Annotated in this window: 18 protein-coding genes; 10 read left to right on the top strand and 8 right to left on the bottom strand. The window is 50.5% G+C overall.

Translation table 11 applies throughout. The features are described 5' to 3' along the window. Window positions 1-64: 64 nt before the first annotated feature. Window positions 65-2974: an insulinase family protein gene (locus tag BTJ40_RS13095; protein ID WP_108733517.1), complete on the bottom strand. Its 2910-nt coding sequence runs from the start codon at window positions 2972-2974 to the stop codon at window positions 65-67. 177 nt (window positions 2975-3151) lie between these two features. Between BTJ40_RS13095 and BTJ40_RS13090 the strand changes: the two genes are divergently transcribed. From BTJ40_RS13090 to BTJ40_RS13080, 3 genes are read left to right on the top strand one after another with little or no spacing between them, the layout of a single operon-like run. Next, on the top strand, window positions 3152-3883 hold the full coding sequence (locus BTJ40_RS13090; protein ID WP_108733516.1) for a DUF599 domain-containing protein: 732 nt from the start codon (window positions 3152-3154) through the stop codon (window positions 3881-3883). Beyond that, the gene (locus tag BTJ40_RS13085) at window positions 3870-4205 is read left to right on the top strand and encodes a nucleotide pyrophosphohydrolase (protein WP_108733515.1); all 336 of its coding nucleotides are present in this window, start codon (window positions 3870-3872) and stop codon (window positions 4203-4205) included. Before BTJ40_RS13090 ends, BTJ40_RS13085 begins: the two co-directional genes overlap by 14 nt. Continuing rightward, window positions 4198-4989, top strand: coding sequence for a methyltransferase (locus tag BTJ40_RS13080; protein ID WP_108733514.1), 792 nt, complete (start codon window positions 4198-4200; stop codon window positions 4987-4989). The genes BTJ40_RS13085 and BTJ40_RS13080 overlap by 8 nt, the downstream gene beginning before the upstream one ends. On the opposite strand, the gene BTJ40_RS13075 is transcribed toward BTJ40_RS13080, so the two are convergent. Further along, on the bottom strand, window positions 4986-5495 hold the full coding sequence (locus tag BTJ40_RS13075) for a DnaJ domain-containing protein (protein ID WP_108733513.1): 510 nt from the start codon (window positions 5493-5495) through the stop codon (window positions 4986-4988). The two genes, BTJ40_RS13080 and BTJ40_RS13075, sit on opposite strands and share 4 nt — an antisense overlap. A 414-nt stretch (window positions 5496-5909) precedes the next feature. Between BTJ40_RS13075 and msrA the strand changes: the two genes are divergently transcribed. From msrA to BTJ40_RS13055, 3 genes are all read left to right on the top strand, one after another. Then, window positions 5910-6533: a peptide-methionine (S)-S-oxide reductase MsrA gene (msrA, locus tag BTJ40_RS13070; protein WP_108733512.1), complete on the top strand. Its 624-nt coding sequence runs from the start codon at window positions 5910-5912 to the stop codon at window positions 6531-6533. 588 nt (window positions 6534-7121) lie between these two features. Beyond that, window positions 7122-7568: a YopT-type cysteine protease domain-containing protein gene (locus tag BTJ40_RS13060; protein WP_108733510.1), complete on the top strand. Its 447-nt coding sequence runs from the start codon at window positions 7122-7124 to the stop codon at window positions 7566-7568. A 265-nt stretch (window positions 7569-7833) separates the two neighbouring features. Beyond that, on the top strand, window positions 7834-8577 hold the full coding sequence (locus BTJ40_RS13055) for a YopT-type cysteine protease domain-containing protein (protein WP_108733509.1): 744 nt from the start codon (window positions 7834-7836) through the stop codon (window positions 8575-8577). 276 nt (window positions 8578-8853) lie between these two features. Here the strand turns inward: BTJ40_RS13055 and BTJ40_RS13050 are convergent, their stop codons facing one another. Beyond that, on the bottom strand, window positions 8854-9282 hold the full coding sequence (locus BTJ40_RS13050; RefSeq protein ID WP_238152000.1) for a VOC family protein: 429 nt from the start codon (window positions 9280-9282) through the stop codon (window positions 8854-8856). 339 nt (window positions 9283-9621) lie between these two features. Between BTJ40_RS13050 and BTJ40_RS13045 the strand changes: the two genes are divergently transcribed. Both BTJ40_RS13045 and ykgO read left to right on the top strand, forming a co-directional pair. Beyond that, the gene (locus tag BTJ40_RS13045; protein ID WP_108733507.1) at window positions 9622-9870 is read left to right on the top strand and encodes a type B 50S ribosomal protein L31; all 249 of its coding nucleotides are present in this window, start codon (window positions 9622-9624) and stop codon (window positions 9868-9870) included. Between the two features lie 2 nt (window positions 9871-9872). Next, on the top strand, window positions 9873-10016 hold the full coding sequence (gene ykgO, locus BTJ40_RS13040) for a type B 50S ribosomal protein L36 (RefSeq protein WP_108733506.1): 144 nt from the start codon (window positions 9873-9875) through the stop codon (window positions 10014-10016). A 195-nt stretch (window positions 10017-10211) separates the two neighbouring features. Here the strand turns inward: ykgO and BTJ40_RS13035 are convergent, their stop codons facing one another. Beyond that, window positions 10212-11075, bottom strand: a complete 864-nt coding sequence (locus BTJ40_RS13035) for a YncE family protein (RefSeq protein WP_157954061.1) — start codon at window positions 11073-11075, stop codon at window positions 10212-10214. Between the two features lie 669 nt (window positions 11076-11744). Here BTJ40_RS13035 and BTJ40_RS13030 point away from each other — a divergent pair. Further along, the gene (locus BTJ40_RS13030; protein ID WP_108733504.1) at window positions 11745-12461 is read left to right on the top strand and encodes a YopT-type cysteine protease domain-containing protein; all 717 of its coding nucleotides are present in this window, start codon (window positions 11745-11747) and stop codon (window positions 12459-12461) included. 205 nt (window positions 12462-12666) lie between these two features. Here BTJ40_RS13030 and BTJ40_RS13025 read toward each other — a convergent pair whose 3' ends face one another. Genes BTJ40_RS13025 through BTJ40_RS13015 form a run of 3 tightly spaced genes read right to left on the bottom strand, consistent with a single transcriptional unit; the run spans window position 12667 to window position 15887 of the window. Further along, window positions 12667-13497: a sulfurtransferase gene (locus BTJ40_RS13025; protein WP_108733503.1), complete on the bottom strand. Its 831-nt coding sequence runs from the start codon at window positions 13495-13497 to the stop codon at window positions 12667-12669. Window positions 13498-13556: 59 nt separating this feature from the next. Next, window positions 13557-15209, bottom strand: coding sequence for an alpha/beta hydrolase (locus BTJ40_RS13020; RefSeq protein WP_238151999.1), 1653 nt, complete (start codon window positions 15207-15209; stop codon window positions 13557-13559). 60 nt (window positions 15210-15269) lie between these two features. Next, window positions 15270-15887: a trimeric intracellular cation channel family protein gene (locus BTJ40_RS13015; protein WP_108733502.1), complete on the bottom strand. Its 618-nt coding sequence runs from the start codon at window positions 15885-15887 to the stop codon at window positions 15270-15272. Between the two features lie 247 nt (window positions 15888-16134). On the opposite strand from BTJ40_RS13015, the gene BTJ40_RS13010 reads away from it, so the two are divergent. Beyond that, window positions 16135-17034: an EamA family transporter gene (locus BTJ40_RS13010; protein ID WP_157954060.1), complete on the top strand. Its 900-nt coding sequence runs from the start codon at window positions 16135-16137 to the stop codon at window positions 17032-17034. Window positions 17035-17494: 460 nt separating this feature from the next. On the opposite strand, the gene BTJ40_RS13005 is transcribed toward BTJ40_RS13010, so the two are convergent. Continuing rightward, a complete protein-coding gene (locus BTJ40_RS13005) occupies window positions 17495-18679 on the bottom strand; it encodes an acyl-CoA dehydrogenase (RefSeq protein ID WP_108733500.1) in 1185 nt (394 codons plus the stop codon). Window positions 18680-18889: the final 210 nt, after the last annotated feature.

Genomic DNA, 18889 nt, shown 5'->3' with positions numbered 1-18889 from the left:
CCGGTTTTTGGCCGGCGCCGCAGAGCTTCCCCGGAAAAATTGCCGGGGAATCGTCGAGCTCCAGTTAGAGCTTCTCTTCCTTCAGGTTGAGTTTGGCTGCCGCTTCGCTACCTTGGGGACCGGTAACAATGGCGGTACTGGCCTTGCTCGGGTCTAGATAGGTGGCACCGACGCGTTGCAGGTCTTCCAGGGTAACTTCCGTAACCTGTTTGCGGAATTGCTGGCGCGCCTCGTGGGTGCGGCCGTAAAGGCCCGAGTGGAAGTTCTTCTTGGCTTCACCTGCGGGGGAGCCGGGTTTATCCAGACCGCCGACGACACCGAGAATCGCTTCCTCAACCTGTTCTTCCTTGTGCTTCTCTTCGGCTAACCACTTCAGGGATGCGTCGAAGTCCTCCAGGGTTTCACCCATACGCGGATCGCGGTAGGAGTAGAAGCGGAATACGCCGATATTGCTGTCGTGGCCGGCACCGCCGCCGTAGGCGCCGCCCTGTTCGCGGATAGTGCGATGCAGGAAGCCGTTGCGCAGGAAGCCGCTCAAAACCGACAGCGGTGCCGCGTCCGGGTGGGACATAGGCACAGTGGCGTAGGCCTTGGCACAGAAGTTCACCTGGCTGTTGGCAACCCAGAGTTCCTCGACTTGTTTGCGTTCGAAAGGTGCAGCGGGGTTGGCTGCGGCGATGCTGGAAGTCGAGGTCAGTGGCATCAGTGTCTGGCTGAAATCGCCAATTTTCTCTTCTTCACCCACCAGCAGGAACTGGCGCGGTGCTGCGAGGATTTTCTGGTGGATAGCCTGGAAGTGGGTGGAAAGGTCTTGCAGGCCTTCCTCTTTTTCCAGCCTGGCAACCAGGGCCCGCAGGTTGCGCAAACCCAGCAGACCACCGCTGGCATGGCTCTCCCAGGCGGCGCGGTTGTAACCGGCACTGGCGGCAGCCATGGCGAGGGCGTGGCCATTGCCGACAACACCCTGTTCGCGGCGGGCGAGGGTTTGCAGTAGCAGTTCCTTGATGCGGGCGTGCTCGTCAAAACGCACCTGCTCCATAGTGGCTTGCATCAGTTCGGTCAGGCCGCCCTGATTGCGTGCCAGCGCTTTACCGGACAGGATAAAGTGGCCGGACAGGTGATCCAGGTTGTCGATGGCAGTGCGGCTGCTGGTGAAACCGTGCAGGGCGCCCACCACGCTGGTCTGCCACTGCTGGACTTCCAGGTAGTCTTTTTCACCCAGACCGACTTCACTCAGTACCTGGCAGTAGTAGGGCAGCAGCTGTTTTTCGGTTTCGGTGAATTCCGGTAGCGCGCAGACCATTTGTTGGTAAACCAGGCCGTTGGTGCCCGCGCTATAGCGGGTCAACTTCTGTGGGCCCAACTCTATTGCTTCGCCTTCGACATCTGGAAGCTCTGCGGGAATATCTTCCACGCCGACCTTGGGCAGGATAGAAGCGTCGTCCTCGCGGTTTTGTCGATCGGCCAGGGCTTTGGCGGTTTCGACAATCTGTGCTTTTTCTTTGTCGCTGAGAGCGGCTTTGATTTCCGCCAGCTGGTCTTTCTCCGCCTGCTCGCGGCGCGCAGCCAGCTGCTCATCGGGGCTCAGTACCATACGTACGCGGTGCTGGTTTTCCAGCAGAAGTTCACGGGCTTTATTGGCGATAAACTTCGGATCTTTGATCTGCTCGCGCAGTCGCTCCAGGGTGGCATCGATATTCAGCAGGCCGATGGCATCGCCACGGTGAGTGGCGCCGGTCAATGCGGTGAGAATCAATTGCAAGCCGAAGGGGTAGCCGTCGCCACCAATTTCTCGCTGTTGTAATTCCAGCTGGTGCAAGCTGGCTTCTACCTGTTCGTAGGGGATGCCGTTTTCCGCCACGTCCCTCAGCACGTCGAGAACTTGTTGCTCAAGCTCGTCGGCACTTTCGCGTTCGCTGCCTTCAATACCGCAGACAAACACCAGTTCGCGTTGGGAATCGTCCAGGCCAACCAGCGGAGAAGGGGAAGTGCCCAGGTCGGTGGTTTCCAGCAGCTTCATCAGCGGTGAGGCGCTGTTATCCAGCAGTACACCGGCGAGCAGGTGTGCGGTCAGAGCCTCTTCAAGATCGGTGACATCACCCAGCAGCCAGCTCAATACGATATGGGTCTTGGCCTTCAGGGGCTCGCCATTTAACGGGTAGTGCTCTTCGACTTTCAGCGGCGCCTGGTAGCGGTCTTCGCGCCCAACCGAGATGGTCTTGTCGAGTTTCTCGAACTTGTGCAGCGCTTTTTCTTCAAACGCGGCCTGGTGTTCCGCCGCCGGAATATCACCGAAGGTCATAAAGGTGGCGTTGCTGGGATGGTAGTGGCTGCGGTAGAAGGCAACCAGCTGCTCGTAACTCAGCTTTGGAATATCAGTAGGTTCGCCACCGGAGTTGTAGTGATAGGTGGTGGTGGGGAACAGGTATTTGCTCAGGGTGTGCCACAGCTGCGAGGTGACGGAGCTCATGGCGCCTTTCATTTCATTGAACACGACACCTTTGTAGACGAGCTCGCTGCTCGCATTATCCGCCTCGGCAAATTCCAGGCGATGGCCTTCCTGGGCAAAGTCCAGCGGGTCCAGGCGCGCAAAAAATACCGCATCCAGGTAGACGTCGAGAAGGTTGTCAAAATCCTTTCGATTCTGGCTGGCAAACGGGTAGGCGGTCCAATCTGAACTGGTGAAGGCGTTCATAAAGGTATTGAGTGAGCGCCGGATCATCATAAAGAAGGGATCGCGCACCGGGTACTTGTCACTGCCGCACAGGGCGGTGTGTTCAAGAATATGGGCGACACCGGTGGAATCTTCGGGCACGGTGCGCAGGGCGACAAGGAAAACATTTTCCGAGTTGTCTGCGGCGATGTGCAGGTGCTGGGCACCGGTCGTAATGTGTCGGTATTCCTCGACGCGCACGCCGAGAGAATCAATATCTGCGCTGGTAACCAGTTCAAATGCAGGATGTGAGTTGCTCAAAAGACAGCTCCCTGGAGTTATATGAATTTTCTGGCCGGCCACTGCTGCCGGCGAAAGGGCGCTATTCTACCGCTTGCACACATCGGAAAGACAGTGTTGACAAGGATGCCAGTAGGGCGAAGACTTCGCTTGCCGAAGCTACGGCATAAATGTAGACGAACACGGAGATATTAGAGGTTGTCCTGGTTGGATATTGCCAGTGTCATTGGCTTTTTTATCACATGGGTGGGTTACACCGTTTTTGCGCGAAAAAAAGCCAAAGAAACCTGGTGCCTTACTTCATCGCTTCAGTGGTACCGCGTTGAATGGATGATGCGTATGCTCGATAGGGATATGCGCATGGCGGATACCGCTATTCTCAGTAACCTGGAGCGGGTCATTGGTTTTTTTGCCTCCACCAGTATTCTTATCCTGGCGGGTTTAGTCACGGCATTGACGGCGAACAAGGCCGCCATCGAAGTGCTCACCAGTTTGCCTTTTGCGGAGCCCACCACCGTTGAGCAGTTTGAGCTCAAGGTGATGTTGTTGATCCTGATTTTTATCTTCGCCTTTTTCAATTTTACCTGGTCACTGCGCCAGTACTCCTTCGCCAATGTACTCATTGGTGCAGCACCGCCGCCGGAAACCGGTGATCTATCTGAGGAAGAGCGACGCCGGTTTGCCATCAGTACAGCCAAGGTGATTGACCATGCGGGCCACAGTTACAACTACGGTCTGCGCTCTTATTATTTCTCAATGTCAGTGCTGGGCTGGTTTATCCACCCAATCCTGTTTGTTGCCGGCTATCTGTTTGTTGTCTGTGTTTTATACAGGCGTGAGTTTTTGTCCCGCGCACTGAATTCAATTTTGGCGGCCCGGGAGGGCGGGCTGGAGCGCCAGCAGAGGAAAAAATTCGATGAAAGACCGTGAAATCCTGGCGGCTTTTGATGAAGTCGCTGAAATGCGCGGCTGGCAGTCACTGCATACCCCAAAAAACCTGGCCATGGCGCTATCTGTGGAAGTTGCAGAGTTAGGGCGACACTTGCAATGGTGCAGTGATAAAGATATCCAGGATCTAATGGCAGGCGACAAGGCCGAGCAAGTTGCCGCTGAACTGGCGGATATTCAGATGTACTTGAGCAAACTGGCCGCTGTACTGGGGGTTGATATGGAAGAGGCGCTACAGCGCAAATTCGCCGAGAACCGCCGCCGTTGCAATGAGGCTTTGCAAGGTGAGGGCTCCGATGGGTGACAGCCTGCGTAAAGATCGAAACTTTGACGATCTCGCTCACCGTTTTCGCAACCGTATCTATGGCGGCCTTAAAGGGGATATCCGCTTGGCAGTGCTCAACCGGGATCTGGCGCCGCTGTTGGGGAGCGAGCAGCGCATTCTAAAAATCGTTGACGCTGGGGGCGGCCAGGGCCACTTTGCCATGGATCTGGCTGAGGCTGGGCACGAGGTTTTTCTCGCAGATATTTCTGCGCAGATGCTTGAACTCGCGGATGCGGAAATTCGCCAGCGCCATTTGCAAAAGCAAATGACCTTGCTGCATAAACCCCTGCAAGAACTGCCGCAAGTAGAAGCGTTAAAGGACGCCGACCTGGTAATTTGCCACGCTGTGCTGGAATGGTTGGAGCAGCCGCAACAGGCGTTGCAGCAGCTGCGCAGCCTGTTAAAGCCTGGTGGGCATCTTTCGCTCACTTTCTACAATCGGCGTGCCCTTGAGTTCCGTCTATTACAGCGGGGCAGCTTTCGCCAGTTGGACCGTAATATTGAAGGGGATAACTGGGGTGGCCACCCTGGCAGCCTCACACCACAGAATCCACTTCTGCCGGAATGGGTGGAAGACTGGTTGACCGAAGCGGACTTTTCCGTGGTTTGTCACAGCGGCATCCGTTGCTTCCACGACTTTATGACGCCATCAATCCGGGAAAAGTTGCCCGCGTCGGCCATTGTGGAAAAAGAGCTTGAATACTCCCAGGTGGACCCCTATCGGCAATTGGCCAGGTATATCCACTTGCTTTATAAGGTTTAACCAAGAATGCTCAGCAGTAACTCCTTAGCGGCGTTGATACGCGATGCCAGGTAATCGTTGCCGCCGCGATCTGGGTGGAGTTTTTGGATTAATTTGCGGTGTGCACTAATGATTTCATCTCTGCCAGCATCGGCATCAACGCCAAGGATGCGGCGCGCTTCGTGTTCCGAGAGTGGCGGGCCCTCGGTGTTGTGTGGCGGAGGATGTTGAGTGGCCCCTGGGTTTGGGCGCCTGTTTGAATACTTTTCAAACAATGGCATCAGCCAGGGTAAATAACGGGAGAGCTGACTGAGCAAACGCCCCAGCACTGGAAGAATGAGCACGAGCGCTGCTCCTACCCAGTGCAGGCGCCCGGTGATAGCCAGCACGACCACTATTGCGGCGACGCCGGCGATACAGGCCATAAAAATCTGCTTGCGCCGCTCCTGCGGTGAGCTAGATTTGATTTTTTGCCAGAGATACCAGGCACCGATGGCGATTAAAATCAGTAAGATTAAGCGCGCCAATGACGACTCCTTATAGTGTTGATCTGCCAATGTTTGTTCTGCGTATCATAGAGTCCTCTTAACTACTTGATTCGCGGATTAATATAGTAAGGGAGCCTCTGAATAATTCCGTAAGGTCTCTGCGGGTCTTGAAGGCTGCAGAGCTTATGCACAAGCTCGCCAGCGAATGGCCAAGAGCTGCAAAGTAGCAGCTGTGGCCTTCAAGACCCGCCCTGCGGGGCTTTCAGAGCGATTCACACTCTGCGTTGCGACTTTTTGAAAGGTCTGGACATTCCTACAAAGCCGCGCCTTGATTGTGAACCGCTCTGAAAGCCAGAGGCACCACGGAATTATTCAGAGGCTCCCTAGATCTGGGAGGATAAGCGCCTTCGAGCTATCCTGACAAAAGAAAATACCTGCACTTGAGAAAACAGTATGCAATACGACAAATTTCAGATACCCGATGCGGACCAGGTGCTGCCCGGCCGGCCCCAGCCGATGGATATCAGTGGCACCCACTTTGTAAATGGCAACACCATTAAAGAGCCATTCCCTGAGCACCTGGAAGTCGCCATTTTTGGTATGGGATGCTTCTGGGGCGCAGAGCATGTGTTCTGGGATACTGATGGTGTGTTTGCCACTGCCGTTGGCTACACCGATGGCGCCACTGAAAACCCGAACTACGATGAAGTCTGCACCGGCCGTACCGGGCACGCGGAGGTGGTGAAAGTAATCTTTGATCCCAAAAAGGTGAGCTACGCAGAACTCCTGCGGATCTTTTGGGATCACCATGACCCAACCCAGGGTATGCGCCAGGGTAACGATATCGGCTCCCAGTACCGTTCCTGTGTTTTCTGCCTGAACGAAGGCCAGAAACAGGAGGCGGAAGCGAGCAGGGCGGCTGTGCAGGAAGCGCTGGATGCCAAAGATCGTGGATCAATCACTACCGAAATCAGCATGGCCCAACCGTTCTACTACGCCGAGGAGTACCACCAGCAGTATATGGCTAAGAATGAAGACGTGGTTTGCCCGATTCTTCGCAACCCAATGTACGACTAAGCTGGTAAGCTGGCATAGGCAGGCGGCGCAGTGAGTGCCGCCTGTTTTTGTGATGCTTGAAACGGTTATTTCCCCGTCACTTTTTTCTCTTTTATTTGCCCTCTCTCCTCCGGGTTTACATCCCTGTCTTTGGTTCTTTTCAAATAATGACCAAAATCTAAAAATTTGCGTCCAAACCATAAAGCCGACTGTGGAACTGGCGCGTAAAGTTCCAACTCCTGCGTCGGAGAAAAGAACCCCTTGCGCCTCACTTCCGCCTGGAGCAGAAGTGGTTGCGGTTAATAAGGTTGCCCGTTACAGATTTCACTCTATCCGCGTAGTTATCCAGAGGCTCCTTAAGTACAGAGTCACAATAATTTATTCATGGGACCGTTTATGTACAGTGTTTACTCTATGGCGCGCCAGTTGGATGGGGTATGTACTTGGGACTTTTCCTAATCATTTCCCATTTTCAATATCAGGAATGTAATGGGTAACGGTATTTGTCTATCGTTGGCTTCTCACTGGATCAAATAACACGCTCATGATGATTCCCTGGTCAATGAACTAGGTGGCGTTTGGAATCAGCGAAGATTTATCCCTTTCAATATGGGGAAGTGCCAACGAATAGCGGCACAACAGCAAGCCTGGGAGCAAAGTGCCAACTGGCGAGGTTCTCATAGTGCCTGGTTGCTTTTAAATCGGTTGAGAGTGCTTTCTTCAGCTACCGGAAGATCAAACAGGGATTCCTTGCGACAGCGGCTTGAACAGATTAATGGTGCCTATGCGTTGATTGAAATGTGGTCTAGTCGAGACCGGAGTCAGGGCTCTCATGCGGTAGCTGCTTGGGTTGGTGTCCAGTCACTTGACGGGCAAAAGCAGGGTGCCTGTTTCTTTGATCCAAACTTTGGGGAGTTTTGGTTCGAGGACAAGGAGGGTTTTTACTTCTTCTTTCACCTGGTGAGCAATATGCACTACCGGGCGCGGCACAAATTTGATTCGTGGAAAATTGATAGGATCTGGAAACGATATAGTTTTTATATTGATCTTTTATGAATTTAGATGGCGTATATCATTTCAAGTGATGATTTTTTGACACTTATTAAGATGGTCAGCTCTTTGGCCATCTTACCTATAGCATTTAGCCCCCGTTTTCTCCTAATTTCACCCGAACTTTAAATAGGTCTAAAGCCTAAAAATATTTGACCAATATCTAAAGTCAGCACTCTGGTGGTGACTTAATATTAAGTTATGGGAAGTCAAAAATGTGAGCACTTTCCTTTGTTTTAAAGTGAATTACCTTTTTCAGGAGGGAGATGGTATGGGGGTTAATCGGATCGCGCGGAATAATAATGGCGTGAAGACTTGGGGCTTTTCGCAATCCTCTCCACGTACCTATATTCACTATTTCAGGTTTAGTAAATTTGGTATTTGTGCTGCCCTCGCAGCCCATTGGATTAAAAGTAATGCTGTCGATGAAATGGGGTTGCCAGACAGACTCGGATTAACACCAACTACCCAGAATGTTGGCCCTTTTAGCTTGCGTACCTATCGATCTCTGAATATTGGTGAGTTAATCAGGATTGGACGGGACTTCCATACCTGGACTTACGGCGGAGGTAGGCAGGGGCCCAATATTGAAAATTGGCTTATAGGTCAAGGTTTACACCAAGAGTATCGTTGGAGTACCAGCGAGATTGATGAGGCCCTGAATAACTTTGTAGTGCTGCCACCAGGACAAGCAGCTCCCGCGAGGCCCCCAGCACCACCAATTAATATAAAGTTGGTCAATGCATTGCGAAAACTCAAAGATGCGTATGCCTATATCACTTTCTCGGGGCGTAGAGCAGGGCACGCGGTGAGCGCCTGGATTGCGGATGATCGGGTGAACTCTGATATTGGTGCTCTATTTTTTGATCCAAATTATGGTGAGTATCGATTCCAGAGTCGAAATGATTTTTTTGACTTTTTTGAGGAATATTACAGGCATGCCTATATGTCTGGTTGGTTTATTCGATTCACTAGAGATTGGTCGGTAGATGCGTACACATGTAAGGTTTGGTAATAGCCATGAATATTTTCGTCTTCGATGGCGTCAATATTAAGACGATAAAGCGCCCTAAGAGGGTAGGCCGCATTGCTCAAACTGTGAAGGTATTATTCTTATCTTTGCGATCACTGTGTAAGTGATTTCTTTACCTCATGAGGAGCATCGCGAAAGCGAATATGACAGGGATGTAAGTTTAATCTGCATCAAGTGAGACTATATGATGCATTGTTTAGGTGTGGCCAAAAAATAGTATATACCGCTTCAGCTTTGCAGCTTGAACAACAGTAATTGCTATGTACTGGGGGTACGCAACAAACAAAAAATTGAAAATTTATTGCCATCCGGATCTCTAAAATAGGCACCATAATAAAGACCATCATATCTTTCACCGGGCTCCCCTTCATTTTTGGCACCTAGTGAAATTGCTTTTGTATGGAGTTCTTTTACTCTGTTAATGCTTGAAGCTGAGAAGGCGACCATGGTGCCATTGCCTTGTGAGGCAGGCTGCTGGTCAAATGGTTTTGATATTGCCAGTTTTGAGCTGCTCCCTTCAAAAGAATAAAAAATAGCACGATCGGTGTTCATCAACTTCTTACCATTTAGCAGAGGCAGCAATTCATCAAAGAACTTCTCGGCCCTACCTAAATCGTTTGTTCCCAATGTAGTATGTGAAATCATTTCTCTATCCATGTTAATACATAGCGTCGCCGATAAAGGCATGGTGTGCCCCCTTTCTCTGGGGTGGCTGGGGCTGTAACTGCTTGCATCCTTATAGGCATACTGCCGTGACTGGAGATGGAGACTAGAACCTATCGCAGCCGGGGTAAACTTCAGGTAACAATCTCAGCTGATATGACTGAGTCATTTACAATAACGGACTTACAAATCCGTAAATGGCGCTAGCCATGTGTAAATAAGCATCATTTATTAGAACATTATTTTAATAAAAGAGTTTTGCAGAAGCACTGAATCCTCATCTGAACGCAAGCTTAATGATAATCATTGCCATATATAATGATGTGATGTATCATAACTTTAGTGTTAACTGGAGAGAATCATATGAAGCCGGGCATTCACCCTGAATATCGCGATGTACTGTTTCACGATATAGCAGCAGATACTTATTTTGTCGTTGGTTCCACTGCGAAGACCACGAAAACTGCTGAATATGAGGGTAAAACATACCCCTATATGTCTTTAGATGTTTCTAGTGCTACACATCCTTTCTACACCGGGAAACAGCACGTTTCAAAAAGCGATGGTCGAATCGCCAAATTTAATAAGCGCTTCAATCGCAAGGGTAAATAAGAATGCAAGTGGTCAGCTCTATAAAAAGTGCTAAATCCCGGCACCCGGATTGCCAGGTGGTTAAGCGCAGAGGGCGTGTTTATGTCATTTGTAAATCAAACCCTCGTTTTAAAGCGGTGCAGGGTAAACCAAGAAACAAACAATAATTTTGAGGGGCAATCTTTATCGACCGCAATCACTAGGCCGCGAAGAGTGATTTTCCATTTGAAAACGCTTGGCTTCGCGGTGGTGCCCGTTTATTGACGGGAGCGAGAGCTTAAAAGGTTGACCCCGTGTACTGATGAATGTGCTCTAGGGAGCCTAATTTCAAATAGCAGAACGTTCATTGCCTACTTTTCATGCTAGAAAAAACCGAGAGCTTCCACACCTACCCCCACTTTCGGCCGCTCGCTCTCTTGTTTTGATGGTAAGTCAATGACGGACAGTGTACCGTCCCCCTGATTTCCAATAACAACTGTCTGGCCATTTGGGTGGAAGGCCATGTCCATCGGACTCTTTCCTGTTGGAACTAGGTGCTGTCGCCCATAGGGAGGGTTCTCGATGATCGTCGCAACATTTCCATCCATATTTGTGACAATCAGCCACTTGCCGTCGGGACTAAACCGCACAATCTGCGCAGGGCACTGATGGCCACTCAAACTAATACGGGTTATCTGAGTGCATTCGATGGCATCAAAAACTACTAAATCAGGTACTTTGCCATCGCTGATGACCAATAGCTCCCCACCGGGGGAGAGGTCAATTCCAGCTGCACCATTGGGTGTTGGTAGCCGGAGTGAAAACTCACGTTTCTTTAAGTCGATGACCGATGCCCAGGGGTCAGCATCTTCGTTTTCGGTGAATAGCCTTGTTCCGTCTGGAGTGATCACGAGTCGATGGCAGCCTACGCTACGGGCATCAATCGCGCCGATGACTTCGCGGGAGCGTATATCGATTATCACGACTACGCCGCTCGCTTCCGCGCACGAGTAGAGCAGACCATCTGGACCAAACTTCATTGTATGGGGGCCTCGGTAAGGATTGATGTCGATGTATCCGCGATGTTGCCGTGCCACTAAGTCGATGACCGCGATCAAGTGGCCAGGGTTTGGATTACTCCCATAGATCCCAGGGCCATAGATTGGAACATATGCCTCTTTGCGGTCTGGAGAGATTGTTAATTCATGGGGTACAGGTGGAAAGTCGCTCAGAGTACTTCGTATCACAAAGGTGTCTGGATCGACAAAGTGAATTGTCCCTCCCTTCTTGTCGATGGCAATCATTTCCTCAGGCGAATCGATCATGATCTTCAGCTTATGTGCGTTGTACTTTTGGACCCGGCGATGGTTAAAAGTGTAGTTGCTCAAGTACACTAATGCTGCAATCAGCTGCGTTGCTAGAGTTCCCAATTTCTTTATCTTTCTAAAAGTGCAGCAACGCCTTGATGGCTTGCTTTGATGAGAGTGATTTACGCTCAGGGTTACCATTAAATTGGCTGAAATATAGCTTTGAGTTGGAGACGGTTATCTTAAGAATAAAAAAGTTGTCTTATTCTCTGAAATCTAAAATTATATGACCAAATCCTAAAGATCTAAGGTCTGATTTACTTTAGTTTAGGTTAAGTCGAAATATGGCTAATCCGGCTGTCAGTATCAATTTGGCGCCAAACGTGAGGAGGGGTTTCTGAAATCCCTAGTCATTTTTTAGTTGTTTCGAGAGAGGCTGTAGGTGTGCATATATCATTCTTGATACTTGATTTTCAAAAAGGTTAGAAAGTTATTGTATATAAAGTCCAAGGCTTAAATGTTGATTGACTTTTTAATTGTGGGTTTTCGTTTGGCTTAATTCAAGAAATATATTTTTGGTTGTAATTGTCTGTTAGGAGGGTTGTAAAAATGCGCGTTAGTACAATTGCTGGACGTCATCGCGGGCAAAAAGTTTGGGGCTTTTCCCAGGGCTCACTAAGAGTTTGGGTGCACTACGCTGGATTCAGTAAGTTCGGTATTTGTGGGGCCTTGACTGCGCACTGGATACATTGCAGGGCTTCTGAGGGGGCATCTCTATCAAGTAAATTGGGTTTGTATGAAAGATGGAAGGTTGGAACAAGTCCATTTACATTTACTCGGCTTCGCTCTTTAAATATTGGTGAGTTGAGAAAAGTTGCCAAATCTCAGTGGGGCTGGGCACACGATAAAAATAATTCATATATGAACAACCTGGAAGGGTGGCTGAGGGGGCATGGGGTGCATGCAGTGCCTGGACTTGGCGAGGATTCCAACATGCAAATAGCTGCTCCTGGGGTTCAGCTTTTGTCAATGACTGATTTCTTGGTGGCATCATTAGAGCAATTAAATGATAATTACGCAATAATTGTTGTGTCAGGTACAACCTTCGGTTGCTTTCGCGCAGCCCATGCAATTTCTCTCTATATTGGGCCCGCCGGGACGGCTCAGCGATGCATATTTTTTGACCCTAATCATGGGGAGTACAGCTTTAATACAAAACAGGATTTTCTTAATTTCTTTCGTGAGTATTACCGGCGGAAAATTTTGTCGAGTGGGTTTGGTTCCCTCGGTCTTTCAAATGGATGGCGGACTTATGTTTATAATTGATAAAGTACAGAATGATAGACTTTCTTGAAGCAGCCACTGTTAAAAATAGTGTGGAGTAAGTTGGTATTGGTCGATGCCTATTTGACCGCTTTAATAGCTCTTTATATATAAATGTCGCTATGAATCTAAGGGCACTTGTCTGATACAATATCTTTGTCAAGTGTTCCAATTTCGCAGAGTGACTCTCGATAGTAAAGATTAAGTGTTACTGATGTGCGCACCAGTCACTCCAGCTCCCGGGATAGAGTAGTGAGTCGTGGCGACCAGCTAAATATTGAGCATAGAAATTAACGCAGGCAGTAACTCCGGAGCCGCAGTAATTTAGAAGTGGTTTACCATCTGCTAAGTTGCCAAACTGTGATTTAAGTTCGGCAATGGATTTCACTTTGCCATTGTTTTTGTTAGTAATATTTTGCCAGGGCTGGTTGATGGCGGTGGGTATATGTCCGGCAATCGGATCGATAGGTTCTTCAATTCCTTCAAAGCGCTGACTGTCCCGGGCGTCTACTAGCTGCCAAGGTGCTTTATCCAGGTTTTGCTTGATGCTCTCGTAATGAACTAGAAGATTTTCTTTTGGTTGTGCGCTGAAGTTTCCTTGCCTGGATAGAATAGGATCACTTGTGTCCAATGCCTCCCCTGCATCAAGCCAGGCTTTTAGGCCGCCATTCAGAATGCTGATTTTCTTGTGGCCAAAGAAGAAAAACAGGAACCAGGCACGGGCGGCGAAACCCAGGCGGTTGTCGTCGTAGACGATTACCTGTGTGTCACTATCAACTCCCAGATTGCGAGCGTAGTCCTGGAACTGTGCAGCACTCGGCATTGGGTGGCGGCCGCCGTAGCGTTGCATAGGGGCAGAGAGGTCACGGTGCAGGCAGGCGTAATGGGCTCCGGGAATATGGCCAGCTCGATAGTCCCGCTCACCACTATCGTGATCCGCCAGGCTGTAGCGGCAGTCCAATATTACGGGTTCGCCGGTCTTTTTGAGCTCCACCAAATCCGCAACTTCAATCAGGGCAGGGTTGTTGTTGCTCTCCATTGGCCTCTCCTCAATCCTTGATACCGCTTTTGCGCTGTAACTTCGGCTGTTGTCTTTGGTTATTGGCCGCTTTCCGGGGCAGGGACTTCCGCTGCCTGGGGCTCGACAGCCTGTTGTTCGGCTTCTTGCTTGGGCTCAGACTCTTCTTCGGTGGAAATCTGATCTGCCAGCTCCGCTTTGCGGCAAGTCATGGTGGTTTCGGTTTGATCTTCGGCAGGGTTGTCGAGAAAGCGCGCTACAGCCCGCTCCGCGCAGTTGCTTGCGGAAATAATATCGTGAGCCAGGTTGGGAAATAGCAGCCATTGGTGATTCGGTAGCTCTTTGCGTGCGATATCGACATCATCTGCAGCCAGCACCGGATCCAGTCCGCCGTGTAACACTATCACTGGAGCTGGGGTGGAGATGGCTTCTGACTCAGTGAGTGGAGCAGAGGGGATTGCCCAGATACGGCACTGTAGCTGCAACAAATTTAAATCTGATCGCACGGCCCCGCCGAGAATGCCGGTGTCAGCAGCGTTGGCCCTAGCTTTATCAAAATCGACAAAGGGAGCCTCTTCATAGCAGAAGTGGCTAACGCCGGCTGCATCCCCAAAGTAGGGGTCCAGTACGATCTCCATAAAGTGTGCGATGGCATTCTGGGCCGGCTGTAATCCTTCATCGCCCTCATTTTCCAGCCCCTCGATCATCTTGGGCAGTTCACTGTAAAAGTTTTCGTTATACAGCGCCTGGAACAGAACTCTCAGCAAGCGCTGTCCAGTAAGCACAAAGGGATAACTTTGTTTTGAGTAACGGTGCTTGACTGGAATGGTGCGCGGCTCTTCGTCTAAGGTCTGGATCAGGTTTTCCAGCCTGCGGCGCAAATTGGGGTAGCGACTGTTACATTTCTCGTCTTCGATACAATGCTTCAGGCCGCGTTCGTAGGCCGCCAAGGAGTCCTGAGGGAGCTGCTGCGTGTAGACAATATTGGGGAAGACCGCGCTGTTAAGCACCAGGGTGCGCACTGACTCCGGGAAGTCGCGGGCCACTGTCAGGGCGTAGCGGGAGGAGTAGGACACCCCATAGAGGTCGAATTTATCGAGCTTGAGGGTTTTTCTCAGCTCTTCTACATCTCTGGCGATCACGGAACTGTTGTACTGGGCAAGGTCGGCACCTTTGCTCAGGCGGCTGTAACAGCGCTCCATGCTGAAAGAAAAGACACGGGCCTCTTCTTCCGGAGACAGGTTGCGCCGGAAGGCGGTATCGGCATCTTCGATAAACTCGCTGCAAGTGAGGCGCGGCTGGGCCATACCGGTGCCCCTGGGATCTATAACAAACAGATCCCGACCATCTTCTACTGTCATGGCGGCATAGTTAAGCCACAACCAATCGCTAGCGTTCTCGGGCTCTAACCCCATGCTGGCTCCGGGGCCTCCGGCGCCTAGGTGGAGTAGGGGGATTTTCTTGGGATCGGGGTTTGTGGCGCGGAAGCGCACTACCGGGAAGCGGATTTTGCGCTTTTCCGGGTGGGCATAATTTTCCGGCACCTCCATCATGAAACACTGGGTGAAAGGCCAGGTTTCATCGGTTTTGAACCAGCAGGGCTTTGCTACCAGGCGAGCGTATTGTTTTTGCTGGGGTTGACCGGTTTGGGCGGAGTTTGTCGAGCGCTCACAGGCTCCAATCACCATGGAAAAGAGAATGATGAGGAGTATGCGCAATCGGGCTTTTTGCACTTAGATTATTCCTGTGACTGCTACTAAATAGTGGTTTATGGTTCCAGACCTTTGAGCGGGTCAGTGCTTGCCGAAGCGTGCCACTGGCGCGGAGATATTCCAACGCAATGCCGCGAGGCGAATCGCTAAGGTCACAAATACAGCAATAGCCACCACCAGCTCATGGGGTAGCCACCCTACATTGTCCAAGGCAACGAGTATGGCCGTACCGGTAAGGGCAGCGGTGGCATAGATCTCTCGCCGGAGTAAAAGTGGAATGTCACCGGACAGCACATCTCGAATCACCCCGCCAAAAGTACCGGTCATTACGCCGAGTACGATCGCGATAGTCGCGGAATAGCCCACTTCTAGTACTTTCTGGGTTCCGAGCACCACAAAAACGGCGAGCCCGATAGCGTCTGCCACCATCAGCAGGCGCATAGGGACCTTTAAATAGCGTATCAGGTAAAAGCTCACTACACCGGTCATTGAGGCGATCCACAGGTAATAGGTGTGCTCAAGCCAGAATACAGGGACGTTGAGAATAATGTCCCGGGCGGTGCCGCCGCCAATAGAGGTGACGCAGGCGAGTACCACGGCACCAAATAAATCCATCTGTTTATGGCCTGCGGCGAGTACGCCGCTGAAGGCAAAGACCGCGATACCGATCAATTCAAACCAGTGCAGCAGCTCATCCATATCATCGTTACATCCAGAGATTGGCGGGCAGGGGAGAATAGCACTTCTGTCGACGCAAAGGGAATTGAGGCGCGACCCGCTGGTAAGAAGTGTGAGGTGTCGCAATAGATACGGACTTTGGCTGGGTTTTCTGTCTGGGCCAAGAAAGGTTACAGGATGGGCTGCCCTGCGGTCATTGCCAGCACCGTTATTGGAGTGGAATTACTGCTACCCTTTTTATTCTCCCGGTTTTATTGGCTTCCAAGGCATGTCTTTCAAAAGCATTCTTTTGGCTTTGCTTGCAGTCTGTATTATTGGATTGAACTATCCTGTGATCAAAGTCGCCCTGGTCGACCTTCCACCATTGTTGTTGGCAGCTATTCGTTTCACCCTTATTTCTGTTCCCCTGGTCTTTTTCTGCCCCTTCCCGAAGACCTCAATCGCCAATGTAGTGGCGATTGGTTTCTTCCTGGAGTTTCTATCTCTGGGATTAATGTACTATGCGTTAAAATCTGATGTTCAGGCGGGAGTTGCTTCTCTGCTAATGCAATCCCAGGTACTGTTTACTTTGCTGCTATGTGCATTGCTGTTTGAAGACCGGATAAACAGGCGGCAATGCTTCGGCCTGTTGATCGCAGTAATCGGATTTTCAATTTTCTTCTATTCCGCAGATAAAGGTGGATCGACAACAGCGAAAGGCTTCTTCCTGATGATGGGTGCGGGACTTTCGTGGGCGATAGCGAACCTTGTATTTCGACGAATGTCAGGTGTGAATTTATTGCACTTAATGGTTTGGGCTTCACTGGTGCCGCCAATACCGTTATTGGTTATGTCACTGGCTTTTGAGAGCCATACCCCATGGGTGCTCATCTCTCATACAAATATTGAGACCTGGCTTTCGATTATTTATCAGGCATTTATTGTTACCTTACTTGGCTATATCTTGTGGGGTGATCTAATGCGTCGTTATTCTTCTGTTCGAATAGCTCCTTTTGGTTTGCTCGTCCCCATTATTGGGATAATTGGTTCGTCGATAATCCTTAGCGAAAGCCTTTCTGGTGTTGAGTGGTGGGCGTCATTTCTAGTGTTATCGGGAATTACCCTCTGCGTGATTAAATTCAGAGATCGGAATCCCAGAGAAAAGTGCTCTGGTATGGTTGGAAGTTAACAGTCTGCTAATTCAGACAGTCCTCCTCACCAGCTTTTAATGTGTTTTCCTGTAAGTTGATATTCAATATGACTTATCGGGTTGTTGATTTTTCGGCTGGAAATTCTCTTGCTGTTAATAGCGGTTTGATTTCTCACGGCATGGGTTTCGCCTGTATTTTTTCAAAATTACGAAAATCTTACTTAAAAATTTTACTGATAATGGTTTTATCACCTTCTAACTGCTGATCTTTTATATTTTCGCTAATTAATTCGGCGACGCTGGAGGATCACAGAAAAAGCTTTGTGCTTTTTTAGGTGCGAAATTACTGCGTGCCAGGTATGGGGTATCGCGAGATTCACACTTTGTGAAATCAGAACAAGAGCAATCGAAATTGAGGCAAGAGATTAGCGGGAGGGACTGATCAGGGAAGCGGGGCGTGCCCACCGACTGGTGTCGGGAGCAACGCCCTAAAGGAGCGTTACACGAACGCCTGCAGGCCGGTTTGAGCGCGGCCGAGGATCAGTGCGTGTACGTCGTGAGTGCCTTCGTAAGTATTCACAGCTTCGAGGTTCATCACATGGCGAATTACGTGGAATTCGTCAGAGATACCGTTGCCGCCGTGCATATCGCGGGCGATACGAGCGATATCCAGAGCTTTACCACAGTTATTGCGCTTCACCAGGGAAATCATGGTGGGGTCGAACTGCTTGTTCTCGTCCATGATACGGCCTACGCGCAGGGAAGCTTGCAGCCCCAGGGTGATTTCAGTCTGCATATCGGCCAGTTTCTTCTGGAACAACTGGGTTTGGGCCAGGGGACGGTTGAACTGGGTGCGGTCCAGACCGTACTGGCGTGCGGCGTGCCAGCAGAATTCACCGGCGCCCATGGCGCCCCAGGAAATACCGTAACGAGCGCGGTTCAGGCAGCCGAAGGGGCCGCGCAGTCCGCCGATTTCGGGGAATTTGTTTTCTTCGGGAACGAATACATTGTCCATCACGATCTCGCCGGTAATGGAGGCGCGCAGTGAGAACTTGCCTTCGATCTTCGGAGCGGAAAGACCTTCCATGCCTTTGTCCAATACGAAGCCGCGAATAATATCGTCGTCATCTTTAGCCCAGACAACGAAAACGTCAGCGATCGGGCTGTTGGTGATCCACATCTTGGAGCCGCTGATGCGGTAGCCGCCATCTACTTTCTTGGCACGGGTTTTCATGCCGCTGGGATCGGAGCCTGCATCGGGTTCGGTCAGACCGAAGCAACCAACCCACTCGCCGGTCGCCAGCTTGGGCAGGTATTTCTCCTTCTGCTCTTCGCTGCCGTAAGCGTAAATCGGGTGCATTACCAGACTGGATTGAACGCTCATGGCTGAGCGGTAGCCGGAGTCAACGCGCTCGACTTCGCGGGCTACCAGGCCGTAGGAAACGTAGTTGAGACCGGCACAGCCGTAGCCTTCGATGGTGGAACCGAGAAGGCCCAGTTCACCCATTTCGTTCATGATTTCACGATCGAAAATTTCGTGACGGTTGGCTTCCAGAACTCTGGGCATCAGTTTGCTTTGGCAATACTCGCGTGCCGTGTCGCGCACCATGCGCTCTTCGTCGGTCAGCTGTTGGTCCAGCAGCAAAATATCGTCCCAGTGGGCGAGTGGCTGATGTTTACTCATGGTTTGTCTCTTCTACTTCCGTTATTAATTCCACAGGGGTGTCCAAGGAGTCGGTTAAAGAGGACCGGAAACCTTTGTACAGAGGGGAGACTTTTTGGATAAGCTCCGCGTCAAACCCCAGTGACTATTCAGTTTAGTGTGCCGCATCATACCTAAGTAGCCGGCCTTGGGCACTCTTAGCGGCTGCAATTTTTTGCCTGAACTTTCGTA

The sequence above is a fragment of the Microbulbifer sp. A4B17 genome, assembly GCF_003076275.1.
GTDB lineage: Bacteria > Pseudomonadota > Gammaproteobacteria > Pseudomonadales > Cellvibrionaceae > Microbulbifer.
This window is presented reverse-complemented; position numbering and strand designations above follow the sequence as displayed.